13 protein-coding genes are annotated in these 13114 nt (G+C 66.4%); 8 read left to right on the forward strand and 5 right to left on the reverse strand.

Annotated elements, in window-relative coordinates:
• Positions 1-42 precede the first annotated feature (42 nt).
• The 5 genes from A3E1_RS41855 to A3E1_RS0124535 form a co-directional block, all read right to left on the reverse strand.
• A complete protein-coding gene (locus A3E1_RS41855; RefSeq protein WP_020523433.1) occupies positions 43-2691 on the reverse strand; it encodes an FtsX-like permease family protein in 2649 nt (882 codons plus the stop codon).
• 79 nt (positions 2692-2770) lie between these two features.
• Positions 2771-3487, reverse strand: a complete 717-nt coding sequence (locus A3E1_RS0124520; protein WP_020523434.1) for an ABC transporter ATP-binding protein — start codon at positions 3485-3487, stop codon at positions 2771-2773.
• Positions 3474-4040 (reverse strand): PadR family transcriptional regulator, encoded by a 567-nt coding sequence (locus A3E1_RS0124525; protein ID WP_026208797.1) that lies wholly within the window; start codon positions 4038-4040, stop codon positions 3474-3476. Before A3E1_RS0124525 ends, A3E1_RS0124520 begins: the two co-directional genes overlap by 14 nt.
• Positions 4041-4081: 41 nt before the next feature.
• Complete coding sequence (locus tag A3E1_RS0124530; RefSeq protein WP_020523436.1) at positions 4082-4513, reverse strand: ferritin-like domain-containing protein; 432 nt, start codon at positions 4511-4513, stop codon at positions 4082-4084.
• A complete protein-coding gene (locus tag A3E1_RS0124535; RefSeq protein ID WP_020523437.1) occupies positions 4506-4925 on the reverse strand; it encodes a hypothetical protein in 420 nt (139 codons plus the stop codon). Before A3E1_RS0124535 ends, A3E1_RS0124530 begins: the two co-directional genes overlap by 8 nt.
• A gap of 186 nt (positions 4926-5111) precedes the next feature.
• On the opposite strand from A3E1_RS0124535, the gene rimP reads away from it, so the two are divergent.
• The 8 genes from rimP to A3E1_RS0124575 all read left to right on the forward strand — a co-directional run bounded on the left by rimP (position 5112) and on the right by A3E1_RS0124575 (position 13091).
• Positions 5112-5723: a ribosome maturation factor RimP gene (rimP, locus tag A3E1_RS0124540; protein WP_026208799.1), complete on the forward strand. Its 612-nt coding sequence runs from the start codon at positions 5112-5114 to the stop codon at positions 5721-5723.
• Entirely contained in the window at positions 5720-6742 is a 1023-nt protein-coding gene (nusA, locus tag A3E1_RS0124545; RefSeq protein ID WP_020523439.1) for a transcription termination factor NusA, read from the forward strand. Before rimP ends, nusA begins: the two co-directional genes overlap by 4 nt.
• 70 nt (positions 6743-6812) lie before the next feature.
• Positions 6813-7079, forward strand: coding sequence for a YlxR family protein (locus A3E1_RS46325; RefSeq protein ID WP_281167398.1), 267 nt, complete (start codon positions 6813-6815; stop codon positions 7077-7079).
• Between the two features lie 147 nt (positions 7080-7226).
• Positions 7227-10340, forward strand: coding sequence for a translation initiation factor IF-2 (gene infB / locus A3E1_RS46330; protein ID WP_083929621.1), 3114 nt, complete (start codon positions 7227-7229; stop codon positions 10338-10340).
• Entirely contained in the window at positions 10341-11267 is a 927-nt protein-coding gene (locus A3E1_RS0124560; RefSeq protein WP_020523442.1) for a TRM11 family SAM-dependent methyltransferase, read from the forward strand.
• Between the two features lie 20 nt (positions 11268-11287).
• Positions 11288-11581: a DUF503 domain-containing protein gene (locus A3E1_RS0124565; RefSeq protein ID WP_020523443.1), complete on the forward strand. Its 294-nt coding sequence runs from the start codon at positions 11288-11290 to the stop codon at positions 11579-11581.
• Between the two features lie 53 nt (positions 11582-11634).
• A complete protein-coding gene (gene rbfA / locus A3E1_RS0124570) occupies positions 11635-12096 on the forward strand; it encodes a 30S ribosome-binding factor RbfA (RefSeq protein ID WP_020523444.1) in 462 nt (153 codons plus the stop codon).
• On the forward strand, positions 12093-13091 hold the full coding sequence (locus tag A3E1_RS0124575; RefSeq protein WP_020523445.1) for a DHH family phosphoesterase: 999 nt from the start codon (positions 12093-12095) through the stop codon (positions 13089-13091). The genes rbfA and A3E1_RS0124575 overlap by 4 nt, the downstream gene beginning before the upstream one ends.
• The last annotated feature ends 23 nt before the right edge of the window (positions 13092-13114 follow it).

The following is a 13114-nucleotide window of genomic DNA, read 5'->3' on the forward strand; positions in this document are numbered from 1 at the left end:
ATTTGCCGCCCACCTTGCCGAAAGCACGGTCCGCGGCGGGCCTCAGATTCTTCGCTCGATGGGCAAGCGGGCCCGCGTGAATAGTGCCGTCCCGGCCATGGCGATGACCGGCACCACAAGCACGATCAGCATGTTGCTCGCCGGGACGGTGAAGGGAATGGGCGGCGCTACCGGCCAGATGATCTTCTCGGCGTCGAACGCGTTGATAGTCACGATCAAAGTCAAAGCAATGATCAATCCCGTGAGAGTGCCGAGTAAGGCGCCCATTCCCGCGATAAGCCCAGCCGAGCTGACCGTCAAGCGGCGCCGCACCGCCGGAGCCGCCCCGACCGCGGCCAGTGTGGCCAGGTCAGCGCGGGCGTCGGCGGCCGCGAGCCCGGTGGCGATGCCCGCCGCGCCGACAGCGATGACGACCGCCCCGATCGCGAGCAGGAGCGCGACGACATCGATGTCGCGTCGCGGCCCACGCTCGGTATAGGGGGAGATCCCTTCGCCGAGCACACTGAGGCGTTCCCGAAGCTGTGCCTCTTGGTCGGCCGTGGCGGGAGTCAGCGGTTTGATGACCAGGCGGTCGGGCTGGATGGTGACGTCGCTGCCGGCCAGTGCCCCGCGGGACACGATCGCGCTAGCGCCGCCTAAGCCGGTGTCCAGGGCCATCGCGGGCACTTCACGCACACTGTCTCCAATGGACAGAAGTACCTTGCCGTCTTTGACATAGCGTGCGTCATCGATGATGACGCCACTTGCGGCAAGGAAAGCCGTCGCTTTGGCCCGGTCGGCTTCGCTCAGGCTAGTGGTGACGTCCAATGTGGACCCGTCGTCCACGATGGTGCCGACAGCCTCGTTGCGAGAGAACATAAATTTTGTGGCACAACGGGTGTCGGCTCGTGCCTGCCTCCGCAGTTCAGCCGTCATTTCATACTCGGACAGGTAGGGGCAGCGCAGTTCCGGTGGCAGCTCAAGACTCACCATGCACGGCTGGCTGTTCGATTCGCACGTCGCCTGGCTCACCGAGCGGATCGTCGCGCCCGGATAGACCTGTGTGGCGATCTGCTTGGCCTGCCCCAGGATTTGCTCGTCAGGCGTGGTGACGTAAGAGGTGATGCTCACCGATCCTGGTGGCAGCGTGGGGTTGTAGGTGGACAGCCACTGCTGCTCCGTGCTCCACAAAACCGTTCCCGTGGCCACGGCACCCGCGACGGCGGCCATGACCGCGGCGACCGCCGGCCCGGCGGAGGTGCGGTTGCGGGCCATGTCACGCAAGGCCAGTCTTGGCGCGAGGGGCAGCCATCGGCCCGCTTTCGCCGCGAGGCCGATCAGCGCTGGCGTCAGCAGCACCTGGCCGATCTCCATGATGCCCAGCCCGATCACGACCATGATCTCATCAACAATCGTGGCACCCACGAGAGCAAGCGTGGCACCGGATCCGCCGAGAACCGCGCCGGTGACGATCCAGCGCTTGCGTGACTTAACGATGCCGCGCCGTCCATTGAGGGCGGACACGAGGTTTTGCCTTGCCGCGATGAAAGCGGGCACGGTCGCCGCAAGAAGGCCCGTCCCCACCGCCGCCACCGTGATGAAGATCAGAGCCGAGGGAAAGACACGCCATCCGCCTACGCGGGACCGGCTCACATCCTCAAGAATGGGCAACGCCAACGTGATGACGAGAATCCCGAGGACGATCCCAGCGACCGCCCCAACCAGCCCCAGCACAATGCCGTCGGCAAGGACGACGCGACGAATGTGCTTCGGTTCACCACCGGCCGCCGCGATCAAAGCCAGTTCACGGTTTCGGCGGCGGGCACCCACCGCGAAGGCAGGCCCGGTCAAGAGCACGATCTCGAAGATGGCCAGCGCCGCGACAAGCCCGCCCAAAGCCAGCTCGCCGCCATCGACCCGGGGGCCGCCACCCTGGTTGTAGATGGCCGGCGGGTTGAGTGCCACCTCCCGGCTAACCACCAGCAGTCCCTTGGCGTTGAGCTGCCGCACCTGTTCCCACGTCACCGGCTGCGGGGTATCGGCCAGCCACCGCTGGAACGCGCCGTTGGCCAGCGAGGTATGCACGACCATGGCCGGGGAGAGGTCCGCCGGGTACTCGATGATCGCGGAGACCTTAAAGGTCTGTGCGGGTTTCGTCGCCGTGACCGTGCCGCCGAGGCCGACTTCGAGCCACTCGGCGGCGGACTCGGTCAGTGCGATCTCGGTGGCGTCGCGCGGCGCCGTGCCGCGCAGAATGGTGACGCGTCCACTTTGGAGTGGATCGCCCACGTCGGTGGCGCGGCCCGTGATGCCGGCTAGCCCGCGCGGGGTGCGGACCGTGACATCGAGGTCCAGTTCGCCTAGTAGCCGGGTGCCAGAGGGCAGCAGCGCGGCCACGTCGACGGGAGGCGTTCCGCCATTGCCAATGAGCGAAGGTTGGACCTGTCCGGTGTCGTTTGCGGGCCAATATCCGTCGCCCGAGGGCTCCTGCTCGATCGGGTCCTTGCCGACGACCTGAAGGCTCGCGTCGGCGGCACCTATGCTGCGATCTAGCTTTTCCGGGGTACGGAGGTCGAACATGTCGTAGGCCGAGGCGATTCCGGTCAGCGCGGCGACCGGCAGGGCGATCATCGCGATGACGAGTGCCGCTCTTGTCTTGGCACGTAACGCTTCCCGCCGCGCGATTCGCAGCGCGGCCCACCAAGCGCTCATGTCAAAGTCTCCCTTCGGTCGCCTTTGCCATGAGGCACTAGGCACCCTGCGATTCCGGTTCGCTCGGGCGAGCCCTCGCTCATGCGCGGGCCGTCAGGAGGGAATCGGCGGAGGGCAATGGGCCTGAAGAGTCCACAATGGACCCATCGCGCAGGAAGATGACGCGGTCCGCCCAGGCGGCGTGCCGTGCTTCGTGGGTGACGAGCACGCCTGCCGCTCCCTCGTCGACCTTGGTGCGCAACAGGCGCAGCACCGCCTCACCGGTGGCCGAGTCGAGGGCACCGGTTGGCTCGTCGGCCAGCACCAGCCGCCGCTGGGCGATCAGCGCACGGGCGATGGCGACGCGCTGCTGCTGACCGCCCGACATCTCGTCAGGGAACCGGTCAGCGAAGCCGTCGAGGTCCACTTCGGACAGAGCGTTGAGAGCCAGCGGCCGTGCCTTGCGCAGCGAAACACCGTCAAGTTCCAGAGGCAGCGTGATGTTCTCAGCTGCCGTGAGGCTGGGGATCAGGTTGAGGTTCTGGAACACGTATCCCACGCTCGTGCGCCTGATGCGCGCTAGCTCCTTGCGGGACATCCGCGACAGGTCGTGGCCGTCGACGTGAACCGAACCCGCGTCGGCCGCGTCAAGCCCGCCAGCGAGATTGAGCAAAGTGGACTTGCCGGAACCGCTGGGCCCCATAACGGCGATCAGCTCACCGGGCGAGACCCTGAGGGAGACGTTGTGCAAGGCCTGCACCACATTGGCTCCGGAACCGTGAGTGCGGCTAACGCCGCGCAACTCAAGCACGCTCATCAGCGGTCACCCGTTCGTCGATGTGTTGGGTCACTGGGGTGACCGTGGGCCGGTGCCGGACAAGAGCGGACTCGCAGTGATCGAGCCACCTGCTCTCGGCCTCGCACTGAAAGATCATGGCTTCGAGGACGAGCAGCCACGGCAATTCGCCGCCAGCCTGCTTGAGCTTGGTGAACTCCTGAAGTGAGCGCATCGTGGCGCTTCGCTGCGTCTGCACCACCGCGCGCACGTCGACGCCGGGTGTCGTGATGGCGAGCGCGAGCTTGATCGCCAGCTCGTCTCGCGGCCGGTCCGCCTGCGACAGCGGCGTGGCGAACCACAGCGCCAGCTCGGCGCGCCCGGCGTCGGTGATCTCGTAGGGCCGCTGACCCCCGTCGCTTTCCGGCATCCCCCGCACGAGCCCGTCTCGTTCGAGGCGACCCAGCGTGGTATAGACCTGCCCGACGTTTAGCGGCCAGGTGCCACCCGTGGACTCTTCGAATTCGGCGCGCAATTGGTAGCCGTAGCGCGAACCGCGCTCGAGCAACGCCAGCAAACCATGCCTAATGGACATGGGTACTGAGTATGCATACCGAGTATGTATCTGTAAAGCGGCTAACCCTTCTTGCCCGGGTAAGCGCTGGTCAGAGGAGTTAGGCCAGCCATCCGCCGCCAGCGGGTCGCGCGCACGGCAGCTTCCATATACGCGTTCAGGGCCGCCTTACGGTCCTCGCCCTCGCTGGCCGCGATCGCGTCCCGCCAAGTCGCCGAGACACCATCTTCGACGTGCACGGCCAGTTTCAGCGCACTGTCGCGTTCGGACACGGGGAACGGCAGCACATAGCCAGCCTGGGCTGGCTCTGGTGAGGCCTTCAGCTCGTCGAGCCGCACGACCAGGGCGTCGCGTCTGGCCTTGTGAACCGCTTCGGCGGCCTGTGCCTCGCCTTTGCCTTCCGGATCGAGGAGCACGCCGAGCCGTCCGTATGCGTAAATGGCCGCGTGCTCGGCCGCCAGGGCAGACCGCAGCCCCTTCTCATCACTAGTCACGCGGCAGCACCTCCAGATGACACGCCCGGGCGGCGGCAATTTCAGCCAGCAGGACAGCGCGGTATGGCGGAGCGGTCAGGCAAGCCTCCACCGCTTCCTGGTGCCCCGCCTGCTCTGCCTGGCGCACGGTTCCTGTTTGTGCACTTGGGGCGGGCTCAGGGGAGCCCGACGGGGGAGCTGGGCGCATCACGGCGGCCAATGCCTTCGCGTGTGTCAGGTGCGTGTCGCGCAGCGGTGTCAGCGTGGCCGCGAGCTGCGGGCTAGCCGCGATAGCGGCGTCGTAGCGAGCGGCCAAAGCGACGGTGGCAGCGTGCAGCGGAGTCAGCGGATCGGGCGGCGGCGGTGGGAGTGGCTCGCGGTTGAGAAGGTCACACGCTGCGAGAACCGGAGTGACCGCGGCAATGCTGATCACCCTGCGTAACATGTCGCGCCGCGACCCGGTATGCCCCTGAAACACCGGCAAAGCCTAGCGGCATCGGTTAACCCCTGGGCGGACACGTTGGGAGTGGCGAGTACGGGCAGTGAGGCTTCCAGCTGTCCACGCGAGTTACGCTCTGGTCGTCGAACTTCACACCAGCGAGCCAGAGGGGAGCCCGTCATGGCACAACGTGGCCGATCTACCGGACGTCAGCCTGGCCGGCCCGCCTCTACCGGCCGGCCGCAGCGGACGGCACCGCCACCGTTACCCGCAGCGACGACAGCGCAGATCGCCGCAGTGCGTGACGTGGCCGAGGCAGCCATCGTGGCTGCTGGGTATGAGCTCGAAGCGCTTTCCGTCAAGGCGGTCGGCCGCCGGCATTTGGTCCGTGTGATCATTGACGGTGACGGCGGGCTGGGCCTGGACGTGATCGCCGACGTTTCTCGCGCCGTCTCCCAGGCGCTCGACGCGGCCGAGGAATCGGGACGCCAGCTCATCGCTGGTGAGTATCAGCTTGAGGTTTCCTCCCCGGGGGTTGACCGGCCGCTGACGCTGCCCAAGCACTGGCGCCGCAACACGGGCCGCACGGTCAAGGTCAAAGCGGGGGACCGGCAGCTGACTGGACGCATCACCAGCGCCAGCGACGACGAGGTCACCCTTGATGTCGAAGGCGTCGCCCACAAGGTCGGATACGCCGATCTGGGAGCGGGCCGGGTGCAGATTGAGTTCAGCCGGCTGGATGAGGTCTCTGATGAAGACCTCCAGGAGTTCGAAGACGAGGAGGAGCGGTGAACATCGATCTCGCAGCGCTGCGGGCGCTGGCACGGGACAAAGAGATCTCCGAGGAGACGATCCTGCAGGCGATCGAATCAGCGCTGCTCACCGCCTACCGGCATACCGAAGGCTCGCATCCGCACGCCCGCGTGGAAATCGACCGGCACACTGGATCTGCGATTGTCTATGCGCAGGAGTTCGGCGAAGACGGCCATCTGGAGCGCGAGTTCGACGACACTCCGCACGACTTCGGGCGGATCGCGGCGATGACCGCCAAGCAGGTCATCTTGCAGCGGCTGCGCGAGGCGACGGACGAAGTCCACTTTGGAGAGTACGTAAACCGCGACGGCGATCTCGTCACCGGCGTGATCCAGGCACACGAAACCCGTTCTGAGAAAGGGATCGTGAGCATCGACCTGGGCAAGGTCGAAGCGGTGCTGCCGCAGTCGGAGCAGGTGCCGGGCGAGACCTACCCGCACGGCCAGCGCATCCGCTGCGTGGTCGTGCACGTGGTCAAGAGCCCGCGCGGGCCCCAGGTGACGGTGTCGCGTTCGCATCCGGCGCTGGTGAAGAAACTGTTCGCTTTGGAGGTTCCGGAGATCGCCGACGGCACGGTCGAGATCGCGTCTATCGCCCGGGAGGCTGGGCACCGGACGAAGATCGCCGTGCGCTCCGCGGTCGCCGGGGTCAACGCCAAGGGTGCGTGCATCGGCCCCATGGGCCAGCGTGTGCGAGCTGTCATGAGCGAGCTGCACGGTGAGAAGATCGACATTATCGACTGGTCGGAAGATCCGGCGGAGTTCGTGGGCAACGCGCTCTCTCCGGCGAAAGCCCTAAAAGTGGAGATTGTCGATTTGGCTGCTCGTGCGGCACGGGTCACCGTGCCGGATTATCAGCTGTCGTTAGCCATCGGCCGGGAAGGGCAAAACGCCAGGCTGGCGGCCAAACTGACAGGCTGGCGGATCGATATCAGGTCCGATGCGGCCGAGAGCGTGCCGTCTGCCAAGACCATCACGCCGGAGCCCGAAGCGCTTTAGGAACTTCAAGGGGTAGACTCTTGAAGTGATACGGCGCGCGCGTCCTCATCATGCGCATCTTCGGACGTGTGTGGGTTGCAGACAACGTGCTGCCGTTTCGGAACTATTGCGCGTGGTGGCAATCGCGTCAGTCACTGATTCGGGCTCTGCCCAATTCAGCCTCCGGCCCGATTTCCGTCGTGCGCTGCCCGGCCGGGGCGCACATGTGCATCCGGTTGCGGGCTGCCTCGCACTAGCACTGCGGCGACATGCCTTCGGGCGAGCGTTGCGGATCACCGGCGTCATTGACGCGGGTGAGCTAAGCGAAGCGATCGCCAGCCTGACAGCTGGCGCTTGAAACCGTAGGCGGGGCATCCGCCCTGCTGAAGGAGCAAAGGACCGACCAACATGAGCACACGATGAAGTCACTGAAATGATCAGGCTTCAAGTGCACAAGTGAGGTCGCTGCGGGACTTGCCCGTGCGGCCTCGGGATGAGGAGTGCAGTGGCAGGCAAGGCCCGCGTACACGAGCTAGCTAAAGAGCTCGGGGTCGAAAGCAAGAACGTCCTCGCGAAATTGAAAGAAATGGGCGAGTTCGTTAAATCCGCGTCGAGCACGGTCGAAGCACCTGTCGCCCGGCGCCTGAAGGAAGCCTTCGCGGCCGGTGGAGCACCGGTGGCGAGCGCGCCGGCGGCAGCGCCCGCGGCGCCAGCTCCCTCTGAGCCACGGGTGTCGGCACGGCCGGCCCCGCCCAAGAAACCATCGGCAGCACCATCTGCGCCTGGGGCCAAGCCCAAGGCGCCGTCTCTGCTGCCTCCCGCGCCCGCTGCCAAGGTGGCGAGCGCGCATGACATCGAAGTCGCCGCAGCGGAGGCACGTGCCGCCGCGCTGAAGGCGGAGCAGGAAGCTTCCCGCGCCGCCCAGCAGGCACAGCGCGAGGGCCGTCCGACCGCGGAAGGCGCGCCCAAGCCGAGCTTCATGCCACCCCGGCCGGGTTCGCAGGCGGCAAGCCCGCCTCCGGCTCGTCCGGCCCGCCCAGGAGCACCCGGCGAGCGCCGGGACGGTTCCCGTCCGGCGGCACCTCGCACCGAGGGTGGCCGCGAAGCCCGTCCGTCCGTTCCGCGTGACGGTCAGCGTGGCGAGCGTCCCGGTGGACCGGGCACGCGCCCACCGCGCAGTGGTGGCAACAATCCCTTCGGCATTACGCCGGGCGGCGGCGCACCGCGTCCGCCACGTCCCGACGGCATGCCTAGGCCTAACCCGGCATCCATGGGTGGGCCCCGGCCTTCACCAGCCTCAATGGGTGGCCCCCGGCCTAACCCGGCTTCCATGCCGAGCCAGCGTCCGTCACGTCCGGGTGGTCCCGGTTCGGGACGTCCCGGTGGTCCCGGCGGCGGTGGCGGCTTCCGTGGTGGTCCCGGTGGCGGCGGTCCCGGCGGTGCCCGGACCGGTGGTCCCGGCGGCGCTGGCGGCGGCGGTTACCGTGGCGGTCCAGGTGGCGGTACCGGTACCGGCGGTGGTTACCGTGGTGGTCCCGGTGGCGGCACGGGTGGCCCCGGTGGCGGCGGCGGTTACCGCGGCGGTCCCGGTGGTGGCACCGGTGGTCCAGGTGGCGGTGCACCAGGTGGCGGGTTCCGGCCCGGTGGCGGCGGAGGCCGTCCCGGTGGCGGTGGCCGTGGCCGCGGTGGTGGCGCGGCGGGCGCCTTCGGTAAGGCTGGAGGTAAGGCCCGCGGCCGCAAGTCCAAGAAGCAGCGGCGTCAAGAGTTCGACAACCTGTCGGCCCCGACGATGAGCTCAGGTGCGCCTCGTGGCCAGGGACAGGATGTCCGGCTGCCGCGTGGAGCATCGCTTTCGGACTTCGCCGAGCGGATTAACGCCAACCCCGGTTCGCTCGTGCAGGAGATGTTCAACCTGGGTGAGATGGTGACCGCGACCCAGTCGTGCACCGATGACACCCTGCTCCTGCTCGGTGAGCACCTCGGTTTCAACGTGTCCATCGTTAGCCCCGAGGACGAAGACCGCGAGCTTCTCGCCCGCTTCAACATCGATCTCGATGAAGATGTGGACGATGAGCGCCTGGTTACCCGTCCGCCGGTGGTGACCGTCATGGGTCACGTCGACCACGGTAAGACCAAGCTGCTCGACGCGATCCGTTCGGCCAACGTGGTCGAAGGGGAAGCGGGTGGCATCACCCAGCACATCGGTGCCTACCAGGTGCACGTTGGTCACCAGGGCGAGGACCGGGCGATCACCTTCATCGACACCCCTGGTCACGAAGCGTTCACCGCTATGCGTGCCCGTGGTGCGCAGGCGACGGACATCGTGATCCTGGTGGTCGCGGCCGACGACGGCGTTATGCCACAGACGGTCGAGGCGCTCAACCACGCCAAGGCCGCTGAGGTTCCGATCGTGGTCGCGGTGAACAAGGTGGACAAGCCGGAAGCCAACCCGGGCAAGGTGCGCCAGCAGCTCACCGAATACGGTCTGGTGGCCGAGGAATACGGTGGCGACACCATGTTCGTCGACATCTCCGCCAAGAGCCGGATCAACATCGACGGTCTGCTCGAAGCGGTCCTGCTTACGGCGGACGCCTCGCTCGACCTGCGGGCACCGATCGATGGGCACGCGCAAGGTATCGCGATCGAGGCCCACCTCGACAAGGGCCGTGGCCCAGTCGCCACTGTCCTCGTTGGACGGGGCACGCTGCGCGTCGGTGACTCGATCGTGGCGGGTAACGCCTACGGTCGCGTCCGGGCCATGCTCGATGACACCGGCCGTCCGCTTTCCGAAGCAGGCCCTGCCTGCCCGGTGGCGGTGCTGGGTCTGACAGCGGTTCCGGGTGCTGGCGACACGTTCCTGGCCGCTGACGATGACCGCACGGTCCGCCAGATCGCCGAGCAGCGTCAAGCGCGTAAGCGCGCGGCGGAGCAGGCGAACCTGCGTGGCCGGGCCACCCTGGAGAACCTGCTCGAGAAGATCAAGGAAGGCGAGCGCACCTCGCTCGACCTCATCATCAAGGGCGACGTCTCCGGTTCCGTGGAAGCGCTCGAGGATGCTTTGGTCAAGCTGCCGATCCCGGAGGAGATCCAACTGCGGATCATCCACCGTGGCGTCGGTGCCATCACCGAGAACGACGTCAACCTGGCGTCCGCCTCGTCCGATGCGACCGCGATCATCATCGGTTTCAACGTGCGCCCGATGCAGCAGGCTCGCGAACTCGCCGACCGCGCTGGCGTGGAGATCCGGTACTACACGGTTATCTACCAGGCCATCGAGGAAATCGAGGCAGCGCTCAAGGGCATGCTCAAGCCGGAATACGAGGAGCACGCGCTTGGCACGGCAGAGGTCCGCGAGGTCTTCCGCTCGTCCAAGGTGGGCAACATCGCCGGTTGTATCGTGCGGACCGGTCTGTTGCGCCGCAACGCCAAGGCTCGCGTCGTCCGCGACGGTGCCGTGGTGGCCGAAAGCGCGACGGTCAGCTCGCTCAAGCGGTTCAAGGACGATGCCACGGAGGTCCGTGAGGGCTTCGAGTGTGGTCTGACTCTGGGTGGTTTCAACAACCTTCAGGTTGGCGACATCATCGAAACCTATGAGATGCGTGAGAAGCCGCGCGCATAAATGAAGTACGCATTACTGCTAGCGCCGTCGGCGAACCGGGTCTACACCCAGTCGTCGGCGGCGCTAGCCGTTTCTGAGCTACGTGCCTTCGGCGTCGCCGCCGAGCCGGTAAGCCGTGCCAGACTGTCCTATCTGGACTTTGAGGCCGAGGGTCTGGGCGATCTCGGCAATCTATCGAGCGCCTACGCTTTCTTTGAGCGGCAAGGGGATCTGCTCAAGCCGGCCGAGGTGTCCACATTGGACACGTTCGACGATGACCTCATCACGATCCCGAAATACGCCGGGAAGACCAACGAGCACTTCACCAAGCTGCTGCTGAACGTGACGGCGTTAGCCAGTGCGTGGCCTTTCGCGGGGCGTCAGTTCACGGTGCTGGATCCGGTCGCGGGACGGGGCACGACGCTCAATCAAGCGCTCATGTATGGCTGGAACGCGATCGGCATCGAGGTCGATGGCAAGAGCGTCGACGCCTACGAGGCGTTCCTAAAGACCTATCTGCGGCGTAAGCGGCTCAAGCACACGGCCGACCTGACCCCGGTTCGCCGTGAGGGCAAGCGGATCGGGCGGCGCTTCGATGCCACGATCACCGGAACGCAGACGGTCACGTTGTTTGACGCCGACACCCGCCGGGCGCGGGCACTGATGAAGGCGCGCTCAGCCGACCTCATCGTGGGTGACCTTCCCTACAACGTCGTGCACAAGACGAGTACCCCCACGGAGTTTTTGGCTGAAGCGGTGCCGGGGTGGGCCGAATTGCTCAAGCCCGGCGGCGCGATCGGGTTGTCCTGGAACGTTCACTTGGCCCCACGCGCCGAGGCGGAACGCTTGCTAGCCAAGGCGGGCCTGGAGATCGTGCCGGCCGAGGGGTTCGAGCATTGGGTCGACCAGGGAATCACCCGGGATATCTTGGTGGCCCGCAAGCCCTAGGTCTGGCAAGCTGAACCATCGTGCATACGGGAACAGCTTTATTTGATCTTCTGTTGCCCGCCGATTCACGCTCTCTGAAGGCGAAACGGTCATATATCCGTCCGATCATCGCCGCTCTGCGCAAATTCGAGGTGTCTGCCGCTGAAGTCGGCGCACTGGAGTTGCATGGGCGGACCGAGATTGGGGTAGCCGTTGTCGCAGCGGAGGCGCGGCATGTCAACGACGTTCTTGACTCTTGTGAGCGGCTCGTGGCAGGGCGGCCCGAAGTGGAGTTGCTCTCCGTGCGCAGGCGCTGGCTGGGCGACGACGACTGACGCGGCCGTCATGCGGGTAATGTCGGTGACGTAATTTCGGTGGAGGTGGCGTGATGACTGATCCAGCCAAGGTGCGACGGCACTCAGAGCGGGTAAAGGAGCTGGTGGCTTCAGCGGTGCGGAGCCAGATCAAAGATCCCCGGCTCGGCATGATCACCATTACCGACACGCGGCTCACCGGCGATCTGCGCGAGGCGACGGTTTACTACACCGTCCTTGGTGACTCGGCGGCCCAGGCGGGCACGGCAGCGGCTCTGGAGAGCGCCAAAGGTCTCCTGCGCAGCGTGGTCGGCAAGGCTCTCGGGCTGCGTCACTCACCGTCGCTGGCCTTCGTGCTCGATGACGTGCAAGAGCACGTCAAGGAGATCGACGATCTGCTGGCTGAGGCCAAGCAGCGCGACGCGGCTGTGCAGGAGCTGGCGGCGACCGCCAAATACGCGGGCGACGCGCAGCCTTACCGCATCAGCGAAGACGATGAGGAATCCGAGGATTCACCCGCGACGGTTCAGCGGTGAGCGGCGGCATCGCCGAGCGAGACTGGGCTGAAGCGGTTGCCGCTATCAAGGCAGTGATCCGGCCGGGAGCGCAGGTGCTCCTGGCCTGTCACGTGAATCCCGATGGCGACGCGCTCGGCAGCATGCTGGGCTTCGCCCAGGGCTTGCAGCAGCTCGGGGTGACCGGGCTGCAGTGCAGTTTCCCGGGCCCGCTCAACGTTCCGGAGCCTTTGCACATGCCTGCCATGGATCTCCTGATTCCAGAGGAGAAGGCTTACGAGGCTCCCGATTTGCTGGTGACGTTTGACGCGGCCAGCATTTCGCGTCTGGGTGCGTTGGCTCGGCGGCTCGACACGGCCGCGATGAGCATCGTGCTCGACCATCACGCCTCCAACAGTGGCTTTGGCAAACTGTCGCTAGTGGACCCCGACGCGGCGGCGACGGCCGTGGTCGCGGCCCGGTTGCTGGAGCGGTTGGGGGTCGCGTTCGACCCGGCCATCGCCGAATGCCTTTACATCGCCCTGGTCACGGATACGGGATCGTTCAAGTTCGATCTCACGACGCCCGAGGTGCACGAGCTCGCTGCCCGCCTGGTGGGATCAGGAATCCGGGTCGGCGAGATATCGCGGCGCATCTTCGACACCCGCCCGTTCGGTGCGGTGAAGCTCTTTGGCGAGGTGCTGGGCCGGGCAACGCTCGACCCCGCCGCGGCCAAGGGCGGCGGCATGGTGACCGCGGTGGCCACTTTGGACGATCTGGCCAAACACAATCAGCCGGGCTATGTGCTTGAAGCGCTTATCGACTCGGTGCGGTGCACGGCCGAGGCTGATGTGGCCTGCCTGCTGAAGCAGGTCGCCGTCAACGAGTGGGCCGTGTCGCTGCGCAGCAAGGGCGGCGTCGATGTGAGTGCCGTGGCGGTGGCCCTCGGGGGCGGTGGGCACCGGCTAGCGGCCGGATTCACGGGACGTGGCAGCGCGGGCGAGGTTATCGAAGCGGTACGTGCTCATTTAGCGTGAATATTTGCTCACGTACCGGGGCA

Source organism: Catelliglobosispora koreensis DSM 44566, assembly GCF_000379685.1.
Lineage (GTDB): Bacteria > Actinomycetota > Actinomycetes > Mycobacteriales > Micromonosporaceae > Catelliglobosispora > Catelliglobosispora koreensis.